Origin of the sequence: Streptomyces coeruleorubidus, assembly GCF_008705135.1 — a bacterium.
Lineage (GTDB): Bacteria > Actinomycetota > Actinomycetes > Streptomycetales > Streptomycetaceae > Streptomyces > Streptomyces coeruleofuscus.
Window position 1 is genome coordinate 6,380,209 of the sequence record NZ_CP023694.1, and the last position, 18,714, is coordinate 6,398,922.

22 protein-coding genes are annotated in these 18,714 nt (G+C 69.9%); 16 read left to right on the forward strand and 6 right to left on the reverse strand.

What is annotated here, in order from left to right:
* The first annotated feature begins 57 nt into the window (after positions 1–57).
* Together CP976_RS29640 and CP976_RS29645 are read left to right on the forward strand one after the other, a co-directional pair.
* Positions 58–726, forward strand: a complete 669-nt coding sequence (locus tag CP976_RS29640; protein ID WP_150483072.1) for a response regulator transcription factor — start codon at positions 58–60, stop codon at positions 724–726.
* Positions 723–2,132, forward strand: coding sequence for a sensor histidine kinase (locus CP976_RS29645; protein WP_150483073.1), 1,410 nt, complete (start codon positions 723–725; stop codon positions 2,130–2,132). Before CP976_RS29640 ends, CP976_RS29645 begins: the two co-directional genes overlap by 4 nt.
* Before the next feature lie 79 nt (positions 2,133–2,211).
* Here the strand turns inward: CP976_RS29645 and CP976_RS29650 are convergent, their stop codons facing one another.
* The 4 genes from CP976_RS29650 to CP976_RS29665 form a co-directional block, all read right to left on the reverse strand.
* On the reverse strand, positions 2,212–2,688 hold the full coding sequence (locus tag CP976_RS29650) for a MarR family winged helix-turn-helix transcriptional regulator (RefSeq protein WP_031116423.1): 477 nt from the start codon (positions 2,686–2,688) through the stop codon (positions 2,212–2,214).
* A gap of 116 nt (positions 2,689–2,804) precedes the next feature.
* Complete coding sequence (locus CP976_RS29655; protein ID WP_150483074.1) at positions 2,805–3,605, reverse strand: AIM24 family protein; 801 nt, start codon at positions 3,603–3,605, stop codon at positions 2,805–2,807.
* On the reverse strand, positions 3,602–4,252 hold the full coding sequence (locus CP976_RS29660; RefSeq protein ID WP_150483075.1) for an AIM24 family protein: 651 nt from the start codon (positions 4,250–4,252) through the stop codon (positions 3,602–3,604). The genes CP976_RS29655 and CP976_RS29660 overlap by 4 nt, the downstream gene beginning before the upstream one ends.
* Position 4,253: 1 nt before the next feature.
* The gene (locus CP976_RS29665; RefSeq protein ID WP_150485558.1) at positions 4,254–4,886 is read right to left on the reverse strand and encodes an AIM24 family protein; all 633 of its coding nucleotides are present in this window, start codon (positions 4,884–4,886) and stop codon (positions 4,254–4,256) included.
* Positions 4,887–5,062: 176 nt separating this feature from the next.
* Here CP976_RS29665 and CP976_RS29670 point away from each other — a divergent pair, with 176 nt between their 5' ends.
* The 9 genes from CP976_RS29670 to CP976_RS29710 all read left to right on the forward strand — a co-directional run bounded on the left by CP976_RS29670 (position 5,063) and on the right by CP976_RS29710 (position 11,210).
* Positions 5,063–5,407 carry a DUF3817 domain-containing protein gene (locus CP976_RS29670; RefSeq protein ID WP_150483076.1) on the forward strand — a complete coding sequence of 115 codons (345 nt, stop codon included), beginning with the start codon at positions 5,063–5,065 and terminating at the stop codon, positions 5,405–5,407.
* A complete protein-coding gene (locus CP976_RS29675) occupies positions 5,404–5,697 on the forward strand; it encodes an MTH1187 family thiamine-binding protein (RefSeq protein ID WP_086844657.1) in 294 nt (97 codons plus the stop codon). The genes CP976_RS29670 and CP976_RS29675 overlap by 4 nt, the downstream gene beginning before the upstream one ends.
* A 215-nt stretch (positions 5,698–5,912) precedes the next feature.
* Positions 5,913–7,031 (forward strand): SchA/CurD-like domain-containing protein, encoded by a 1,119-nt coding sequence (locus tag CP976_RS29680; RefSeq protein WP_150483077.1) that lies wholly within the window; start codon positions 5,913–5,915, stop codon positions 7,029–7,031.
* A 60-nt stretch (positions 7,032–7,091) separates the two neighbouring features.
* Positions 7,092–7,556, forward strand: coding sequence for a cupin domain-containing protein (locus CP976_RS29685; protein WP_150483078.1), 465 nt, complete (start codon positions 7,092–7,094; stop codon positions 7,554–7,556).
* Entirely contained in the window at positions 7,553–8,821 is a 1,269-nt protein-coding gene (locus tag CP976_RS29690; protein WP_150483079.1) for a beta-ketoacyl-[acyl-carrier-protein] synthase family protein, read from the forward strand. Before CP976_RS29685 ends, CP976_RS29690 begins: the two co-directional genes overlap by 4 nt.
* Positions 8,818–10,068 (forward strand): ketosynthase chain-length factor, encoded by a 1,251-nt coding sequence (locus CP976_RS29695; protein ID WP_150483080.1) that lies wholly within the window; start codon positions 8,818–8,820, stop codon positions 10,066–10,068. Before CP976_RS29690 ends, CP976_RS29695 begins: the two co-directional genes overlap by 4 nt.
* Positions 10,069–10,103: 35 nt before the next feature.
* Positions 10,104–10,361 carry an acyl carrier protein gene (locus CP976_RS29700; RefSeq protein WP_020276097.1) on the forward strand — a complete coding sequence of 86 codons (258 nt, stop codon included), beginning with the start codon at positions 10,104–10,106 and terminating at the stop codon, positions 10,359–10,361.
* Between the two features lies 1 nt (position 10,362).
* Complete coding sequence (locus CP976_RS29705; protein ID WP_150483081.1) at positions 10,363–10,842, forward strand: SRPBCC family protein; 480 nt, start codon at positions 10,363–10,365, stop codon at positions 10,840–10,842.
* Between the two features lie 26 nt (positions 10,843–10,868).
* Positions 10,869–11,210 carry a TcmI family type II polyketide cyclase gene (locus tag CP976_RS29710; protein WP_086844669.1) on the forward strand — a complete coding sequence of 114 codons (342 nt, stop codon included), beginning with the start codon at positions 10,869–10,871 and terminating at the stop codon, positions 11,208–11,210.
* A 72-nt stretch (positions 11,211–11,282) separates the two neighbouring features.
* Here the strand turns inward: CP976_RS29710 and CP976_RS29715 are convergent, their stop codons facing one another.
* A complete protein-coding gene (locus CP976_RS29715; RefSeq protein WP_150483082.1) occupies positions 11,283–12,266 on the reverse strand; it encodes an amidohydrolase family protein in 984 nt (327 codons plus the stop codon).
* Positions 12,267–12,301: 35 nt separating this feature from the next.
* A complete protein-coding gene (locus CP976_RS29720) occupies positions 12,302–13,930 on the reverse strand; it encodes an FAD-dependent monooxygenase (RefSeq protein ID WP_150483083.1) in 1,629 nt (542 codons plus the stop codon).
* A 247-nt stretch (positions 13,931–14,177) separates the two neighbouring features.
* Between CP976_RS29720 and CP976_RS29725 the strand changes: the two genes are divergently transcribed.
* From CP976_RS29725 to icmA, 5 genes are all read left to right on the forward strand, one after another.
* On the forward strand, positions 14,178–15,437 hold the full coding sequence (locus tag CP976_RS29725; protein ID WP_150483084.1) for a cytochrome P450 family protein: 1,260 nt from the start codon (positions 14,178–14,180) through the stop codon (positions 15,435–15,437).
* 26 nt (positions 15,438–15,463) lie between these two features.
* Positions 15,464–15,781 (forward strand): antibiotic biosynthesis monooxygenase family protein, encoded by a 318-nt coding sequence (locus tag CP976_RS29730; protein ID WP_280117581.1) that lies wholly within the window; start codon positions 15,464–15,466, stop codon positions 15,779–15,781.
* 32 nt (positions 15,782–15,813) lie between these two features.
* Complete coding sequence (locus tag CP976_RS29735; RefSeq protein WP_086844677.1) at positions 15,814–16,323, forward strand: MarR family winged helix-turn-helix transcriptional regulator; 510 nt, start codon at positions 15,814–15,816, stop codon at positions 16,321–16,323.
* A 43-nt stretch (positions 16,324–16,366) separates the two neighbouring features.
* Positions 16,367–16,705 (forward strand): DUF3817 domain-containing protein, encoded by a 339-nt coding sequence (locus CP976_RS29740; protein ID WP_020276088.1) that lies wholly within the window; start codon positions 16,367–16,369, stop codon positions 16,703–16,705.
* Between the two features lie 75 nt (positions 16,706–16,780).
* On the forward strand, positions 16,781–18,481 hold the full coding sequence (gene icmA / locus CP976_RS29745; RefSeq protein WP_150483086.1) for a coenzyme B12-dependent isobutyryl-CoA mutase large subunit: 1,701 nt from the start codon (positions 16,781–16,783) through the stop codon (positions 18,479–18,481).
* Positions 18,482–18,714 lie beyond the last annotated feature (233 nt).

Below are 18,714 nucleotides of genomic sequence, written 5' to 3' on the forward strand. Positions count from 1 at the left end.
AGAGGAACCTGAAGACCCCTGAAGGGATCTTCAGCTCGGCTTTGCCACTCTTTACCCATGCGCCTGTTGATCGTGGAGGACGAGAAGCGGCTGGCCCTGTCGCTCGCCAGGGGCCTGACGGCCGAGGGGTACGCCGTGGACGTCGTCCACGACGGACGGGAGGGCCTGCACCAGGCATCGGAGGGCACGTACGACCTGGTGATCCTCGACATCATGCTGCCCGGGCTCAACGGCTACCGGGTCTGCGCCGCCCTGCGCGCCGCAGGTCACGAGGTGCCGATCCTGATGCTCACCGCCAAGGACGGCGAGTACGACGAGGCCGAGGGGCTCGACACCGGTGCGGACGACTACCTGACCAAGCCCTTCTCGTACGTCGTGCTCGTCGCCCGGGTCAAGGCGCTGCTGCGGCGGCGCGGAGTGGGTGCCGGGGCCTCGCCCGTGCATGTGCACGGGGACCTGAAGGTGGACACCGCGGCCCGGCGGGTGTTCCTCGGGGAGGACGAAGTCGCCCTGACCACCAAGGAGTTCTCCGTGCTGGAGCACCTCGTGCTGCGGGCCGGGGAGGTCGTGTCCAAGTCCGACATCCTCGAACACGTGTGGGACTTCGCGTACGACGGGGATCCCAACATCGTCGAGGTGTACGTCAGCACCCTGCGGCGGAAGCTGCGGGCCGGGCTGATCCGGACCGTGCGCGGCGCCGGGTACCGGCTGGAGACGTCGCCATGAGGCGGCTGTTCGGGTCCGTCCGGGCGCGGGCCACACTGGGAGCCACACTCGTGGTCGCGGTGGCGCTCGTCGCCGCCGGGGCCGCCGTCCTGCTGTCTCTGAAGTCCAACCTGATGGGCGAGGCCGGCACCCGGGCGGAACGCTCCGCCCGGGCGGTCGCCTCCGAGCTCGCCGCCGGAACGCCGTACGGCAAGTTGTCCGGGCTGGACGGCGACGACGGGCCGGTCCAGGTCCTCGCCGAGGAGAAGCGGCTGGTGGCGGCCAGCGAGGATCTGGAGAAGATCAGCGGTACCGACTCCGACCGGGTGAAGCCGCAGCCGTCGGTGGCGCCTCGCGGGAACGATGACGACGACTCCGACGACCACGAAGAGGCCCTCGAACACGGCGAGATCGCCGGCGAGAGCACCTTCAGCAACGGGTCCGCGACGATCGACGGCCACACGCAGGACTACCGGTTCGCCGCCGTCGAGGTCGAGACCCACGACCGGGGGCGTCTGAAGGTCTACGCCGGTGCCCCGCTGGCCGCCGAGCACGGTGCCGTGCAGACCGCCCTGACGGTGATGCTGATCGGGTTCCCGCTGCTGCTCGGCGTCGTCGCGGGGGTGACCTGGCTGGTCACCCGGCGGGCGCTGCGGCCGGTGGAGGACATCCGCAGCGAGATGGCCGCGATCACCGCCTCCCAGGACCTCGCGCGCCGTGTCCCGGAGCCGCAGACGCACGACGAGGTCGCCCGGCTCGCCCGGACGACGAACGAGACGCTCGCGGCCCTGGAGACCTCCGTGGAGCGGCAGCGGCGCTTCGTCGCCGACGCCTCCCACGAGCTGCGGAGCCCGATCGCCTCGCTGCGCACGCAGTTGGAGGTGGCCGCCGCGCATCCCGAGCTGCTGGACCTCGACGGGGCCGTGGAGGACACCGTACGGCTCCAGCGGCTCGCCGCCGACCTGCTGCTGCTCGCCCGGCTGGACGCGGGGGAGCGGCCCAGCGACGCGAAGGTCGACCTCGCCGGGCTGGCCCGGGAGGCGGCCGAGGGGCGGACGGGCGTGACGGTGGACGCGGAGCCGGTGAACGTGGCCGGATCGCGCGGGCAGTTGGGCCGTGTGCTGGCCAATCTGCTCGACAACGCCCAGCGGCACGCCAGGTCGGCCGTCACCGTGAGCGTGCGACGGGAGGGTGACCTGGCTTTGGTCGGGGTGGCGGACGACGGGGACGGCGTGCCCGCGTCCGACCGGGAGCGGATCTTCGAGCGGTTCGTACGGCTGGACGCCGCCCGCAGCCGTGACGACGGCGGTGCCGGGCTGGGACTCGCCATCGCCCGGGACGTCGCCGTACGCCACGGCGGCACGCTCACGGCCGCCCAGGGGCCCGCGGGCGGAGCCCTGTTCGAACTCCGCCTGCCGCTGTCCTAGGGCCTGTCGTTCGGGTCATGCCGCGGACGCGGGGCCTGTCGTCGCGCCGGGGCCGCACGGCCCCGGTACGCCGTCCGGGTCACGGGCGTCCGCGCTGGCCGCGCAGGTGCTCCGCGATGGGCTTGAGGGCCTTGTCGAGCTCCGTCAGGGCCTCGGGCGACAGCAGGTCGATGAAGTGCCTCCGCACGGATGCCACATGGTGGGGCGCGACCTTCTGCATCGTCGCCATGCCGTGCTCGGTGAGGACCGCGTAGAGCCCCCGGCGGTCGGACTCGCAGTTCTCCCGCCGGACCAGGTTCGCGTTCTCCATGCGAGTGATCTGGTGCGAGAGGCGGCTCTTGGACTGGAGGGTGGCGGAGGCGAGGTCGCTCATCCGCATCCGCTGGTCCTCCGACTCGGAGAGATTCACCAGGATCTCGTAGTCGTTCATTGTCAGGCCGAACGGCTGCAGGTCCTTTTCGAGCTGGTACGTCAACAGCCTGTTGACCTCCAGGTGGGTGCGCCAAGCGCACTGCTCCGCATCGGTCAGCCAGCGGGTGGCCGTCTCGGTCTCCATGAATGAAGTCTACCTAAAAGGTTGAAAGGCGAACTAGTGAGGGTTTTCGTGTGACGGAGCGCACCAGCCGAACATCGGTGCGCAGACGTTCGATGTCACACTCCGCAGACTACCGCTCACAGCCCGAAGCGACGCTGGAGGTCCCCCAGCTGTCCGGGAAGACGCGGTACGCCGGACTGGCCTGCCTGGGGGCTGTGCGCCCCGCCGCCGGGCACTCCGGCCTGGTGCGGAACGGCCCCCGTGGCGTGCTCGGCCATGAGGGTCTCGGAGGACTGGAGCAGGACCGTGCCGGCGCCGACGAACTCGAACTGGTGCTCCTCCCCGGAAACCCCGCCGAGGCCCGTCAGCGCACGTAGACCGCCCATGACGCCGGTCATGTACCCGTGGTCGTAGTGGTGGCACGGCGAGGGGCAGTCGGCCCATCCGACCAGGGCCTGGGGGTCGACCCGGATGGGGGGTTCCATGAACACCACAGGGCCGTTCGACGCGGCCACGAACTTTCCGGTTCCGATGAGGGTCAGGAAACCCGGCACGATTGATTGCTTCAGCGACAGAGTTGGCTGAAAAGCGAGGAGGTTGCCCGAGCGAATGGTCAGGTTGCCGTTCTCGAGGTCGTACGAGTTCACGTCGAAGGCCCGGTCGGCGAGGAGCATCTTGCCCGAGCCCTCCGCCACGACCCAGTCGCTCGCGTGCAGTGGCGAATGGAAGGACGTGCGGACGAGACGGTCCAGCCGGCCGTGCCCGACGCCGTTGAAGTCGATCGAGCCGTAGTAGGCGATCATCTTCCCCTTCTGGAGGAACCACTGGCTCCCCTTGAGCTCCACGCAGAAGGTGTAGGGATTGACGTTGTCGTCGGGCGGCAGCGTCGCCGGGTCGAAGACCGCGGGGCCGGCGCCCGGGGTTCCGTACGTGCTCACAGCTTCTCCTCCGACGCCTGGACGTACACCGCACCGCTGCCGCTGAGCTCCAGCTGGAACGCCTCGCCCGAGCCGCGGCCCACCATGTCCCGCCAGCCCAGGGCGGTGGACAGCTTGTTGCGGACGTCGCCGTGGTGGGCGACGTAGGCCTGCGGGTCCACGTGCACCGGCCGCTGGGGGGTGACCGGGATCTCGATCACTCCGCCATGGGCCATGACCGCGACGGCCCCGTGCCCCTTGAGCGTGGTCGTGAACAGCCCCTGGCCGCTGACCTGCCCGCGCACCATGCCCATGACGCCGCCCTGCGAGCCCAGGAACATCGTGCCCTGCTGGAGCGTGCCCTCGAAGGCCAGGAGCCGGTCCGCCTCGACGTACAGCGTGTCGCCGGCGAGCTGGATCACCTGGACGTGGTGCCCGCCGTGCCCGAAGAGGACGGTGCCGCTGCCCTCGACCGTCATCAGGGGCGTGTCCTCGTCGGCGACCCGGCGGCCGATCATCGACATGAGCCCGCCCTGGCCGCCGGCCGTGTTGGGTGTGAAGGACACCTCGCCCCGGTACGCGAGCATCGCGCCGCGCTGGCTGAACAACCGCTGACCGGGCGTCACCGTCGCCTCGACCATCTTCGCGTTGATCTCCCGGAAGGCCATGTCACACGTCTCCCGCGATCGTGTTCCGCTCGCTCGGCTGCACGTACACCAGACCGTCCCCCTCGAACCGCATCTGGAAGGCCTCGCCGCCGCCCTCCCCGAGCAGCGTGCGGAACGTCACACCGGACTGGAAGGACTGCCGCAGGTTCCCCTGGTGCGCCACGTACGCCCCCGGGTCGACGGTCAGCGGGTACTGCGCGCTCACCCGCAGCACCACCGCCGGGCCGTCCGACATGATCGCCGCCTGGCCGTGGCCCTCGACGGTCGTCGTGAACAGCCCGTTGCCCTGCGAGGCGCCGCGCAGGCCGGTGAACTCCGTCCCCGTGCGCAGCCCGCCGTCGGTCGCGAGCAGGTTGCTCGACTCCACGTAGAGCTTGTCGCCCTGGATGGCGACCAGGTTGATCTCGGAGGCACGGTCCGCGAACCAGCAGGTCCCCCGCCCCTTCACCTCCATCAAGGTCATCTGCTCACCGGTCAGCCGCCGGGTCACCATGCCTCGTATGCCCTCGCCGCCGCCGCTGAGCTTCTTGAAGGCCATCTCGCCGTCGTACGCCACCATCGAGCCGTTCTTCGCCTTCACGGCGTCTCCGGTCATGTCGACGGCGAGCACCTTGCTGCTCTGAAGTCGGAACATCGCCACGTAGGTGAAGGTAGCCGCAGGCCGGGCACCACGGACAGGGCCTGTGGGTGGAGAAGGACCCTGACCGCACCCCTAGGGGCCGGGCCCCGCAGCGGTTTGCCACAATGGGCCGGACGCTTGTGCGTGCGTTCACAAACCCGTCAGACCGTCTCTCCCACCGAAGGTGACCCGTGGACCTCAAGACCGCCACCGCCCTCCGCCGCCTCCGCCTGGTCTCGGCCCCCGAGGCGATCTCCTTCCTCCTCCTGCTGGTCTGCTCGGTGCTGAAGCGGACCACGGACTTCAACGCCGTGCCGGTGATGGGCATGGTGCACGGTGTCCTGTTCATCCTGTACGTGATCTTCTGGGCCGACGCGTGGAACCGGACGAAGTGGCCGGTGAAGACCGCCGCGCTGTACTTCGTGCTGTCCGTGCTCCCGGCGGGCGGGTTCTTCGCCGAGCGCAAGCTGCGGCGTGAGGCCGAGGACGCGGTCATCGCATCCCGGGCGCGCCAGGAAGGGGCGGTGAAGGCGTGATCGTCGCCTTTTCCGTGACGCCGCTGGGCGTCGGCGAGGACGTGGGGGAGTACGTCGCCGACGCCGTCCGCGTGGTGCGCGAGTCGGGCCTGCCCCACCGGACCGACGCGATGTTCACCTCGATCGAGGGCGAGTGGGACGAGGTCATGGACGTCGTCAAGCGCGCCGTCGCCGCGGTCGAGCAGCGGGCTCCGCGTGTGTCCCTGGTCCTCAAGGCGGACATCCGCCCCGGAGTGACCGACGGGCTCACCTCCAAGGTGGAGACGGTGGAGCGGCACCTCGCCGAGTAGACCGTAAGGACCACAGCCCCGGCCCTTCATGGGCCGGGGCTTCTTCGTGTTCTGGCGAGGCACAAACGTGCCCTGCGCACCGGGCAGTTCCCTCTGATGACCCGTGCGGCTCGCGGAGTCCCACGTACCGACCCACGATGAGGGCTCAGGGCCGACCGCCGTCCCGCTGCCGGACACGGCGGCCGCCGTCTGCCCAGCGAAGGAAGGGCCTGCCGGTGAACACTTCGACGTATACGTCCCAGTCGGCGTTCGACGGCTCCAGGCTGCGCGTCATCCTGCTCGTCGATCTCCACGAAGGCGCCCAGCAGCGGTTCCTCGACGCGTACGAGCACATGCGCAGCCGGGTCGCGTCGGTTCCCGGTCACCTCGGTGACCAACTGTGCCAGTCCGTGGAGAACCCGTCCCAGTGGCTCATCACCAGCGAATGGGCGACCGCGCCGCCGTATCTCGCCTGGGTGAACAGCGAAGAGCACCTGGAGACCGTCAGGCCCATGCAGGACTGCGTCCGGGACATCCGGTCGATGCGCTACAGCATCGTCCGTGAGACCGGGCGTGCGCTCCCGCCCACCGCCGGGACCGCCGACGGGGTCCAGGCGCCGGTGCGGATGGGTGACGGAGTGACGCGCCATGCGCTGACGTTCACCGTCAAGCCCGGCTCCGAGTCGAAGGTCGCGGACATCCTCGCCGGATACGCGCCGCCCCAGGCCCGCGCCGACGACTCCACGCGACTGCGCCGCACGACGCTGTTCATGCACGGCAACCGAGTCGTACGCACCGTCGAGGTGGAGGGCGATCTGCAGACGGCGCTGCGCCACGTCTCGCGTCAGCCGGAGGTGCGGGCCGTCGAGGAAGCCCTCAATCCGCACCTGGAACAGAGCAGGGATCTGACCGACCCGGCCTCGGCACGGGCCTTCTTCATCCGCGCGGCCATGCCGGCCGTGCACCATGTGGCGCGTGGCGGACCGGAGCCGGAGGGTCTGCGGCGTCTCGCCCTGTACTACCCGGCCCGTGAGGGCTGCGGGATGGCGCTGGCCCGGCTGCTCGCCCAGCAGGACGAGACCGCCGCGGCCGACCCCGACGGGCCCGTGCACCGCAGCACCGTCTTCCACCGGGACGACCTGGTCGTCCGTCTCGTCGACACGCGGGATCCCGAGACCGATCCGGTCAGGGTGCTCGGCCTGCACGGCAAGAGGAAGGCCGCCGTGCTGGCCCGCCTGCTCGACGGCGCCGCACTCGGCGTCGAAGGGCCGCTCTCGGGCGACCGGGACGCCACCCGCCTCCTGGCGCACACCGACATGACGCTGATCACCGATCGCAGGGCTGCCCAGTCCTGACAGTCCGTGGACGACACCCGCCCACGGACAACACCCCACAGACCGACCTGGAGACGGACCATGTACAAGACGCGCCCGCGCATCGTGGACCTCAGCGAGACCGAGCCCAACCGCAAGCGTGGCGGCGACCTGCGCACCCTGCTCACGCCCCTCACGGTGGGGTCCACGAGTGGGTTCATGGGCCTGGCCATCATGCAGCCGGGGGAACGCATCAGCGAGCACTACCACCCGTACTCGGAGGAGTTCGTCTACGTCGTCCAGGGCGAGCTGGAAGTCGACCTGGACGACGTGACCCACCCGATCCGCGCCGACCAGGGCCTCATGGTCCCCATCGGCATGCGGCACCGCTTCCGCAACATCGGTGACGTGGAAGCCCGGATGGTCTTCCATCTGGGGCCGCTTGCTCCCAAGCCGAGCATGGGCCACGTCGACACGGAGCCCGTGGAGGGGAACGCGAGCGGCGAGACGTACCCGGCCGTGCAGGGGGACGGCGCGCAGCCCGAACGCCGCGGGGTGCCCTCGTGACCCGGCGGGTGGCGGTCACCGGCATCGGCGTCGTCGCCCCGGGCGGCATCGGGGTGCCGGCCTTCTGGGACCTCCTCGCGGGCGGCCGTACCGCGACGCGCGGCATCACCCTGTTCGATCCCGAGGGACTGCGTTCACGTATCGCGGCCGAGTGCGACTTCGACCCGCTCGCGCACGGGCTCGATCCCGACCTGGTCGAACGCGCCGACCGGTACATACAGTTCGCCCTCGTCGCCGCCGCGGAGGCGGTGGCCGACTGCGGCATCGACTTCGGCGCCGAGGACCCGTGGCGCGTGGCCGTCTCGCTCGGCAGCGCCGTGGGCGGCACGACCCGGCTGGAGCACGACTACGTCCTGGTCAGCGAGCGAGGGCAACGCTGGGACGTCGACCACCGCGCCGCCGGTCCGCACCTGCACCGGGCGTTCTCGCCCAGCACCCTGGCGTCCGACGTCGCCGAGTACTTCGGCGCCCAGGGGCCGGTGCAGACCGTGTCGACCGGCTGCACCTCCGGACTCGACGCGGTGGGCTACGGCTTCCACACGATCGAGGACGGCCGCGCCGACATCTGCATCGCCGGAGCGTCCGACTCCCCGATCTCCCCGATCACCATGGCCTGCTTCGACGCCATCAGGGCGACATCGCCGAACAACGACGACCCCGCGCACGCCTCCCGGCCCTTCGACGCCCACCGCGACGGATTCGTCATGGGAGAGGGCTCCGCCGTGCTCGTCCTGGAGGAGCTCGAACACGCCCGTGCCCGCGGCGCGCACGTCTACTGCGAGATCGGCGGCTACGCCACCTTCGGCAACGCGTACCACATGACCGGGCTGACCAGCGAGGGCCTGGAGATGGCCAGGGCCATCGACACCGCGCTCGGACAGGCCCGTCTGGATCCCTCACTCATCGACTACGTCAACGCCCACGGCTCGGGCACCCGCCAGAACGACCGTCACGAGACCGCCGCGGTCAAGCGGTCCCTGGGCGCCCACGCCTACGACACCCCCATGAGTTCGATCAAGTCCATGGTGGGCCACTCGCTCGGTGCGATCGGCGCGATCGAGGTCGTCGCCTGCGTGCTGGCCCTGGCCCACCAGGTGGTCCCGCCGACGGCGAACTACGAGACCCCGGACCCCGAGTGCGACCTGGACTACGTACCGCGCACCGCACGCCCGCGCAAGCTCGCCAACGTGCTGTCCGTGGGCAGCGGCTTCGGCGGGTTCCAGTCCGCGGTGCTTCTGACGGGGCCGGCCGGGAGGAAACGATGAGTGCTCAGCCGAACCGCCGCACCGCCATCACGGGGATCGGTGTGGTCGCGCCCAACGGTCTGCACGCGGAGACCTACTGGAAGTCCGTCAAGGAGGGCCTGTCCGTACTCGACCGGATCACCCGGGAGGGGTGCGGGCACCTTCCGCTCCGCGTCGCCGGCGAGGTCCGGGGCTTCGACGCCTCGGCACTCATCGAGGAGACCTTCCTCGTCCAGACCGACCGGTTCAGCCACTTCGCGATGGCCGCCGCGAGTGCGGCCCTGAAGGACGCGGGACTGAGCGATGCGGCCGCGGACTCCCCGTACTCCGTCGGCGTGGTCACCGCCGCCGGATCCGGTGGCGGTGAATTCGGCCAGCGGGAGCTGCAGAAGCTGTGGGGGCAGGGGTCCCGGTTCGTCGGGCCCTACCAGTCCATCGCCTGGTTCTACGCGGCCAGCACGGGCCAGATATCGATTCGCAGCGGATTCAAGGGCCCTTGTGGTGTGGTGGCGAGCGACGAGGCCGGCGGCCTGGACGCCGTCGCGCACGCCGCCCGGACCGTGGGGCGGGGGACCGACGTGGTCGTGGCCGGGGCGGCCGAAGCGCCGCTCGCTCCGTACTCGATGGTCTGCCAGCTCGGGTACCCGGAACTCAGCACGGTCGAGGACCCGGCACGGGCCTACCGGCCCTTCACCTCCGCGGCCTGCGGCTTCGTTCCCGCGGAGGGCGGCGCCGTGCTGGTCGTCGAGGACCTGGACCGCGCACGCCGACGTGACGCGGACGTCCGCGCCACCGTGGCGGGCCATGCGGCCACCTTCACCGGAGCCTCGCGCTGGGACCGCTCACGGGAGGGACTCGCCCACGCCATCCGCGGTGCCCTCGACGAGGCCGGCTGCGCACCGGAGGAGATCGACGTGGTCTTCGCCGACGCGATGGGTGTACCGGAGGCGGACCGCGCCGAGGCCCTCGCCCTCGCCGACGCCCTCGGCCCGCACGGCACCCGCGTGCCCGTCACGGCTCCCAAGACCGGCATCGGACGGTCCTACTGCGGGGCACCCCTGCTGGACGTCGCGGCCGCGGTGATGGCCATGGAAGAAGGGCGGATCCCGCCCACGCCCAACGTCTTCGACATCTGCCACGACATCGACCTGGTGACGTCGACGGCGCGCCCGGCCGAGCTGAGCACGGCCCTGGTCCTCAGCCGTGGACTCATGGGCTCCAACGCGGCGCTGGTACTGCGCCGCGACCCGGGACCGGCCGCCCGGTGAAGCCCACCGCATCCGTACGACAAAGGAGATCGCGCATGAGCAGTGAAGTGACCCTCGAAGAGCTGGCCGCACTGATGAAGAAGGCCGCCGGTGTCACCGTCGACCCGCACGACCTCGAAGCCCGGGTGGACACCCCCTTCGCCGAGTTCGGGCTGGACTCGCTCGGCCTCCTGGGCATCGTGGGCGAGCTGGAGAACCGGCACGCCCGGGCGCTGCCCACCGACGCGGAGAAGTGCAAGACCCCCCGCGACTTCCTCGACCTCGTCAACAGCACGCTCACGGCAGGAGCCTGACATGGCAGGGCACACCGAGAACGAGATCACCATCGCCGCACCCCTCGACCTCGTCTGGGACATGACCAACGACGTCGAGAGATGGCCGCAGCTGTTCAGCGAGTACGCGGACGCCGAGGTGCTGACCCGGCAGGGCGACACGGTGACCTTCCGCCTGACCATGCACCCCGACGAGAACGGCAAGGTGTGGAGCTGGGTGTCGGAACGGACCACCGACCGCGACAAGCTCACCGTCACGGCACGCCGGGTCGAACCCGGTCCGTTCGAATACATGAACATCCGGTGGGAGTACGAAGAGACCCCCGACGGCACCCGGATGCACTGGACCCAGGACTTCGCCATGAGGCCGGACGCGCCGGTCGACGACGCCGGGATGACGGACATCATCAACCGCAACTCGCCCGTCCAGATGGCCCTCATCCGCGACCGCATCGAGCAGGCCGCCGACGAGCGGCGGACCTCCCCCGTCACGCCCGCCTGAACGGCGCCGCCGCGTAAGGAGACTCCATGCACCACGCCCTGATCGTCGCCCGGATGGCCCCGCACTCGGCTCCGGACATCGCCGAGGTCTTCGCGGCCTCCGACCGCGGCGACCTGCCCCGCCTCGTCGGGGTGACCCAGCGTTCCCTCTTCCAGTTCGGCGATGTGTACATGCACTTCATCGAGGCCGAGCAGGACCCGGGCCCCGCCATCGCGCGCGTGGCCGGGCACCCCGAGTTCCGCGACATCAGCAGCAAGCTCGAGGCGTATGTCAGTCCGTACGACCCGCAGACCTGGCGCGGTCCGAAGGACGCGATGGCTCAGTGCTTCTACCACTGGGAGAGAGACACGGCCCCGGTCACCCGGTGAAGCCGACGAGAAGAAGGCCGCCGCCCGCGAGGGCGGCGGCCTTCTTCTCGTGCGTGCGGCCAAGGCCAAAAGCTAGGAGGAGCGGGCCAGTACCGGCAGCAGACGCAGGGCGTTCTCCCGGTTGATGCCCCTGAGCTGCTCCGGTGAGACGAAGGGATCGGCGTCCAGGGCGGGTACCGCGATGTCGGCGACGACCTGTGCGGGGGTGGGCGGCCAGTCCGTGCCGAAAAGGATCCGGCTGGGATCCACCGTGGCCAGCAGCGTGGGCGTGGCGGAGGGAGACATGGGGCCGGCGGTGTCGAAGTAGAACCGGTGCAGGTAGTCACGGACCCTGCCCGGCTCGATCCCGGGGGTGAGGTGCCCGCCGAAGAGTTCGAGCCGAGTCGCCATGTACGGCAGGAAGCCTCCTCCGTGGGGAAGGACGAAGCTGAGATTCGGATAGCGGTCCAGGGTGCCGTTCCGGATCAGGTTGATCGCCGCGCGCGTGGTGTCCATGAGGAAGTCGCACACGAAGGGCGGCATGCCCGGCAGTCCGGCACCGCCGTCCTTTCCGGCCGGCACTTCCATGGGGTGCGTGCTGATGACGGCGGACCGGTCGTTCAGTTCCCGCAGGAGGCGGTCGTGGGTGGCGTCACCGAGGTAGACACCGTCCATGCTCGTTCTCGTGCTCACTCCGACGGCCCCGAGTTCGTCGAGTCCGTAGCGCAGGCTCCACTGTGAGAGCTCCAGGTCGTCCAGGAACACCGGAGTGAAGAAGGCGAAGCGCGCGGGATGGTCCTCGACGACATCGGCCGCCGCCCGCAGGGCGATCCGTGCGCTCTCCTGGCGCTGCGCCCGCTCGCGGAACCGTCCGAGCATCGCGACGGTCATGACGGCGGTGCCGATGCCCGTCTTGTCCATGACCTCCAGAGCCGCGTCCAGGTCCCAGCGAGTCCACCAGGGCAGCCGCTCGCGGTTGACGACCCCGCGTTCTTCCGCCCAGTCCAGCCAGGCCGGCGCGGTGAAATGGTGGTGGACGTCCACTCGGCCCGCGACGGGGCCGTCTTCGAATGTCATCGGCATGTCCTCGGCGTGGTCGTTTCGGTGGGTGTTCAGCCGCGGCAGAGCACGGTCTGCAGCACGTCCGTCAGCACACGGCCGGCGGACGGCAGGTGGGTGGGCGCGCGCCAGGCGACGAAGCCGTCCGGGCGTACGAGGACGGCACCGTCGTCGGCGGTGCCGTGCAGTGCCGCCCAGTCGGCATCCGGCTCGGGAACAAGGTCGTGATCCGGGCCGTCTCCCACGAGATACACCTCGACCGGAACGCCCAGGCTCTCGGCGGCCTGCTGCGCCGCGCGGCGCCACCGTCGGCCTTCGGCCCCGGCGAGCACGACGAAGGAGCGTTCGTACAGATCGAGAGTGGAGATCCTGGCGCCTGCTCTGCGGACCCACATGTGGGGTGCGCGGCTCCCCGGCTCTCCGTCGATCAGGAAGGTCTCCGGGACGACCTGCCGCTCAGGAGAGGCGCCCACCACGGCGTCCGAGGCGTACCGGTAGCAGAGCGCGACCGTCATGAGGTCCGCCGCGTCGTTGTTGCGTCGCGCTGCCGGGCCGAATGCGGGGTGCTGCTCATCGGCGGCCTGCCGGGAGGCCCGGGTGCTCGTCGTGACGGCGACAGGCCGTCGTTCGCGCTCGTAGGTGTCGAGCAGCGGCGGGCCGGCCCAGCCGCGGAGTACCGCGGCGAGTTTCCAGGCGAGGTTGTGGGCGTCCTGGATTCCGGTGTTGGAGCCGAACGCCCCGTTGGGCGGCATTTCATGCGCCGCGTCACCGGCCAGAAAGACCCGGCCCTGCCCGTAGCTGTCCGCGACCCGTTTGGAGGCGTGCCAGGGCGCCTTTCCCGTGATCTCGACATCAATGTCCGGAACACCGACGGCCGCGCGAATATGTGCCGCGCAGCGTTCGTCTCCGAAGTCCTCCAGGGTTTCGCCCCGATCGAAGGACCACGGGATATGAATGACCCACTGTTCCTCGTTGTCCACGGGCAGCAGGGCGCCTTCCCCCTGTGGATCGGTGGTGTAGCAGACGATGAAGCGCTTCGGCCCGACGTAATCCTTGAGGGCCTTGCTCCGGAACGTGACACTGACGTTGTGGAACAGGGCACCGGGTCCGGACTGGCCGATTCCCAGACGTTTGCGCACGGGGCTTTTCGGGCCATCGGCGGCGACCAGGAAATCGGCTTTCACGGTACGGGTCTCACCGGTGTCCCGGCACATCACCTGCGCCAGGACTCCCTCTGCGTCCTGCGTGAAGGAAAGCAGCTCCGTACCGAAGCGGATGTCGCCGCCCCGGCGGGCGCGGTCCAGCAGGACCGGCTCCAGATCGTTCTGGCTGCACAGGCACCAGTTCGAGGAGCTGATCCGGGAGATGTCCATGCCTGCGGCGATGTCCTGAACGATCCAGCGGCGCCGGTTCCCGACGAGGGTGTCCACCTGGAGAACGCCGTCGTTCCCGGCGAGAGCCACGGCGGCCTCCCGCACGCTCTGCTCGAGTTCGGCGGTCCGGAAGATCTCCATGGTGCGCACGTTGTTCCCGCGGCCACGTGGGTGCGTCGATGTCTCGGCATGCCGCTCCACCAGCATGTGCTCGATTCCGAGACGCCCCAGGAACACGGAGGTGGAAAGACCCACCAGGGATCCGCCTGCGATGAGCACTGGTACAGATTCCACTCCGTGTCCGCTCACTGTTTTTCCTCGTCATCCGGCGACTGCACAGCCCGGGAAGGGTGGACTGGCCCGTCCATGATGTTTACCAAGCAGGATCCGCGCGCGCGATCCGGGGCGCCCCGGGGTACGCCGGCCGGGTAACCGGAGCAATTCCGCACACCGCATTGCGGCGCTCGAGCTCATATGGCCCAGCAGCGTTTGCGGCACAGTGCCGGCCGGGAAATCGTGTCACCGACCGACGAACTCTCGACCCCCGGGACCAGCCATGACGCAAGCGTTCGCATCCGAGGAAATGTCGTCAGAAGAGGCCGCCGCCGCGGCCTCGGCCTGCAGCCGGGAGTTTCGCGCCGACCCGCATCCCGCCTACGCCACGCTCAGGGCGACAGCACCCGTGTGCCCGCTGAAGCCCCCTCACGGGGTCGACACGTATCTCATCACCCGGTACGACGACGCCCGTGCCGCCTTGGCCGATCCCCGGCTGAGCAAGGACATGTACGGCGCCATCGACGCCTATCACCGGATCTTCGGTGACTCGTCGATCGCCCTGGACGACAACATGCTCTTCTCGGACCCTCCGAAGCACACCAGGCTCCGCAGGATCGTCGGCAACACCTTCACCCCCAAGAGGGTGGAATCGCTGCGCCCGAAGGTCCAGAAGATCACCGACGAACTGCTGGACCGCTGCCCGGCATCGGAGCCCGTGAACCTCCTCCCGGAGTTCTGCTTCCCGCTGCCGCTGCACGTGATCTGTGAGCTGCTCGGCGTCCCGGAGAACGAACGCAAGCAGGCCCAGGAGTGGTCCGCCACCGTCGCTCAGACCGGCTTCGGGCCGGAGGCGAGAAAGGCGCTGGAACGGGCCGAGGGCAATCTGCGCGACTATCTGGTGGACCTGATCGCGCGGAAGCGGAAGCAGCCGGACGGGGCTCTGCTCAGCGCACTCGTCACGGCGCAGGACGAGGACGGCGCGCTCACCGACCACGAACTCGTCTCCACCGCGTGGGTACTGCTCTTCGCGGGCCACAAGTCGACCGCCTACCAGATCGGCAACGCCGTCTACCACCTGCTCAGCCGGCCGGAGCAGAAGCGGCTGGCGTTCCGGGACCCGAAGGCGACGGCCGCAGCCGTGGAGGAGATCTTCCGGTTCGAGACCTCCGTGGAGAACTCGACGTTCCGCTACGCGACGGAAGACATCAAGATGCGCGACACACTCATCCCCAAGGGTGCGCTCGTGCAGATCTCGCTCACGGCGGCCAACCGGGACCCCGAGATGTTCCCCGACCCGGACCGCATGGACGTCGAGCGCCCGAACGTCCAGGCGACGCACCTCGCATTCGGCCTCGGTCCGCACTACTGCATCGGCGCGCCTCTGGCACGTCTGGAGATGCAGATCGCCCTCGGCACGCTCTTCGGGCGCCACCCCGGCATGGCCCTGGTCGGGGAGCCGGAGGACGTGCGCTGGCTGACCGTGCCGTTCCCCGCCTTCCGCGGGGTCGCGGAACTCCCCGTCGTGCTCGACCCGTCGTGACGGGGGAGGCCACGGCACCGGCGCGGGTGCGAGTAGTTCGCCTGCTGCGCGTCCGGGAGGGAAGGGAAGCGGATTTTGTGGATGCCTACGAAGGCGTACGCGACGGCGCCGAGCGGTTTCCCGGACATCTGCGCGAACAGCTCTGCCGCTCCGTCGACGATCCCGGTCGATGGCTGCTCACCAGTGAGTGGGAAAGCCTCGACGCCATCAAGCGGTGGCGCACCGACCCTGATCACACCGCTCTGGTCGGGCCGATGAACGCCTGTCTGCACGACGACCGGTGGACCGGGGTCTTCGAGATCGTGCCCGAGGGCGCTGGTGACCGAAGGCCGAGACAGGGCTGACCAGCATGTGACCGGCCGGTAAGGTCGGGTTCGTGCCGAAGCCGCTCAGTCTCTCCTTCGATCCGATCGCGCGCGCCGACGAACGCTGGAAACAGCGCTGGGGAAACGTGCCGTCGATGGCCGCGATCACCTCGATCATGCGCGCCCAGCAGATCCTCCTCGCCGAGGTCGACGCGGTGGTCAAGCCGTACGGGCTGACGTTCGCGCGCTACGAGGCGCTGGTGCTGCTCACCTTCTCCAAGTCGGGCGAGCTGCCGATGTCCAAGATCGGCGAGCGGCTCATGGTGCATCCCACGTCCGTGACGAACACCGTGGACCGGCTCGTGAAGTCGGGCCTCGTCGACAAGCGGCCCAACCCCAACGACGGGCGCGGCACACTCGCCAGCATCACCGACAAGGGCCGCGAGGTGGTCGAGGCGGCCACCCGCGACCTGATGGCGATGGACTTCGGGCTCGGGGTCTACGACGCGGAGGAGTGCGCCGAGATCTTCGCGATGCTGCGGCCGCTGCGGATCGCCGCGGGGGACTTCGAGGAGGGGTGACCCGGGCCAAGATCCCCCGGAACGGGTCGTTACGCTCGACGGCATGAAAAAGAGCGTGCTGACCCGCTATCGCGTGATGGCCTACGTCACCGGCGTACTGCTGGTCCTGCTGACCTTCGGCATGATCGGCAAGTACGTGCTCGACCTGAACGGCGCGGCCGACTTCACGCGCGTCGTCAGCATCGCGCACGGCTGGCTCTACGTCGTGTACCTGATCTTCGCCTTCGACCTGGGCTCCAAGGCGAAGTGGCCGGTGGGCAAGCAGATCTGGGTGCTGCTCGCCGGGACCATCCCGACGGCCGCGTTCTTCGTGGAGCGCAAGATCAGCCACGAGCTCGAGGCCAGGGTCGCGGAGGACTCGCCCGCGACCGCCAAGGCGTAACCCCACCGCCGTACGGACGAACGTACGGCGGTCTGCCATCGACATTTACTTGGACGTCCTAGTAAATTGGATGGTATGGACGCTGACGCCATGGAGGAAGGCCGCCGCCGCTGGCAGGCCCGGTACGACTCCGCGCGCAAGCGCGAGGCCGACTTCAGCACGCTCTCCGGCGATCCCGTGGAGCCGGTGTACGGACCCCGGCCCGGCGACAGGTACGAGGGGTTCGAGCGGATCGGCTGGCCCGGGGAGTACCCCTTCACCCGCGGCCTGTACGCCACCGGCTACCGGGGGCGTTCGTGGACCATCCGGCAGTTCGCCGGGTTCGGCAACGCCGAGCAGACCAACGAGCGCTACAAGATGATCCTCCGCAACGGCGGGGGCGGGCTCTCGGTCGCCTTCGACATGCCGACGCTCATGGGCCGCGACTCCGACGACCCGCGCTCGCTGGGCGAGGTCGGGCACTGCGGTGTCGCGATCGACTCGGCGGCCGACATGGAGGTCCTGTTCAAGGACATCCCGCTGGGCGACGTGACGACGTCCATGACCATCAGCGGACCGGCCGTGCCCGTCTTCTGCATGTACCTGGTCGCCGCCGAACGGCAGGGCGTCGACCCGTCCGTCCTGAACGGCACGCTCCAGACGGACATCTTCAAGGAGTACATCGCCCAGAAGGAGTGGCTCTTCCAGCCGGAGCCGCATCTGCGGCTGATCGGCGACCTGATGGAGCACTGCGCGGCCGGCATCCCCGCGTACAAGCCGCTGTCCGTCTCCGGCTACCACATCCGCGAGGCCGGTTCGACGGCCGCGCAGGAGCTGGCGTACACGCTGGCGGACGGCTTCGGGTACGTGGAGCTGGGCCTGTCGCGCGGGCTGGACGTCGACGTCTTCGCCCCCGGTCTGTCCTTCTTCTTCGACGCGCACGTCGACTTCTTCGAGGAGATCGCGAAGTTCCGGGCGGCCCGGCGGATCTGGGCCCGCTGGATGCGGGACGTGTACGGGGCGAAGTCGGAGAAGGCTCAGTGGCTGCGCTTCCACACGCAGACGGCGGGCGTCTCCCTCACCGCGCAGCAGCCGTACAACAACGTCGTACGGACGGCCGTGGAGGCGCTGGCGGCCGTGCTCGGCGGGACGAACTCACTGCACACCAACGCCCTCGACGAGACCCTCGCGCTGCCGAGCGAGCAGGCGGCGGAGATCGCCCTGCGCACCCAGCAGGTGCTGATGGAGGAGACCGGCGTCGCCAACGTGGCCGACCCGCTGGGCGGTTCCTGGTACGTCGAGCAGCTGACGGACCGGATCGAGGCCGACGCCGAGAAGATCTTCGAGCAGATAAGGGAGCGGGGGCTGCGGGCACACCCCGACGGGCAGCACCCGATCGGGCCGATCACCTCCGGGATCCTGCGGGGCATCGAGGACGGCTGGTTCACCGGGGAGATCGCGGAGTCGGCGTTCCGGTACCAGCAGGCGCTGGAGAAGGGCGACAAGAAGGTCGTCGGGGTGAACGTCCACACCGGGTCGGTGACCGGGGACCTGGAGATCCTGCGGGTCAGCCACGAGGTGGAGCGGGAGCAGGTCCGGGTGCTCGCGGAGCGGAAGGCCGGGCGGGACGACACGCGGGTCCGTGCGGCACTCGACGCTATGGTCGCCGCGGCGCGGTCGGACGCGAACATGATCGAGCCGATGCTGGAGGCGGTACGCGCCGAGGCGACGCTCGGCGAGATCTGCGGAGTGCTGCGGGACGAGTGGGGGGTGTACACGGAGCCCGCCGGCTTCTGAGGACGTCTCCGTCTGCCCACGGGGCAGCGCCCGCACCCGAGGGCCGACGAGCGGCAGGCAGGTGCGGCCGGTGCACATGCCCGTTCCGGCGAGGAAGGGCCGGCGGTGCCGGCCGGGCCCCCGCGCACCGAGGAGCGGGCGGGGCGGCTCACCGCGCTGCTCGGCGAACGCGCCCGGCAGGACCCCGACTTCGCCGCCGTGCCGGAGATCCGGCGGCGGCGGGCGGACACGGA

Coding starts and splice junctions, on each gene's coding strand:
- icmA (WP_150483086.1), top strand. CDS start 16,781: ATGGACGCTGACGCCATGGAGGAAGGCCGCCGCCGCTGGCAGGCCCGG.
- CP976_RS29665 (WP_150485558.1), bottom strand. CDS start 4,886: ATGTTCCGACTTCAGAGCAGCAAGGTGCTCGCCGTCGACATGACCGGA.
- CP976_RS29660 (WP_150483075.1), bottom strand. CDS start 4,252: ATGGCCTTCCGGGAGATCAACGCGAAGATGGTCGAGGCGACGGTGACG.
- CP976_RS29685 (WP_150483078.1), top strand. CDS start 7,092: ATGTACAAGACGCGCCCGCGCATCGTGGACCTCAGCGAGACCGAGCCC.
- CP976_RS29650 (WP_031116423.1), bottom strand. CDS start 2,688: ATGGAGACCGAGACGGCCACCCGCTGGCTGACCGATGCGGAGCAGTGC.
- CP976_RS29725 (WP_150483084.1), top strand. CDS start 14,178: ATGACGCAAGCGTTCGCATCCGAGGAAATGTCGTCAGAAGAGGCCGCC.
- CP976_RS29695 (WP_150483080.1), top strand. CDS start 8,818: ATGAGTGCTCAGCCGAACCGCCGCACCGCCATCACGGGGATCGGTGTG.
- CP976_RS29710 (WP_086844669.1), top strand. CDS start 10,869: ATGCACCACGCCCTGATCGTCGCCCGGATGGCCCCGCACTCGGCTCCG.
- CP976_RS29705 (WP_150483081.1), top strand. CDS start 10,363: ATGGCAGGGCACACCGAGAACGAGATCACCATCGCCGCACCCCTCGAC.
- CP976_RS29740 (WP_020276088.1), top strand. CDS start 16,367: ATGAAAAAGAGCGTGCTGACCCGCTATCGCGTGATGGCCTACGTCACC.
- CP976_RS29700 (WP_020276097.1), top strand. CDS start 10,104: ATGAGCAGTGAAGTGACCCTCGAAGAGCTGGCCGCACTGATGAAGAAG.
- CP976_RS29645 (WP_150483073.1), top strand. CDS start 723: ATGAGGCGGCTGTTCGGGTCCGTCCGGGCGCGGGCCACACTGGGAGCC.
- CP976_RS29715 (WP_150483082.1), bottom strand. CDS start 12,266: ATGACATTCGAAGACGGCCCCGTCGCGGGCCGAGTGGACGTCCACCAC.
- CP976_RS29640 (WP_150483072.1), top strand. CDS start 58: ATGCGCCTGTTGATCGTGGAGGACGAGAAGCGGCTGGCCCTGTCGCTC.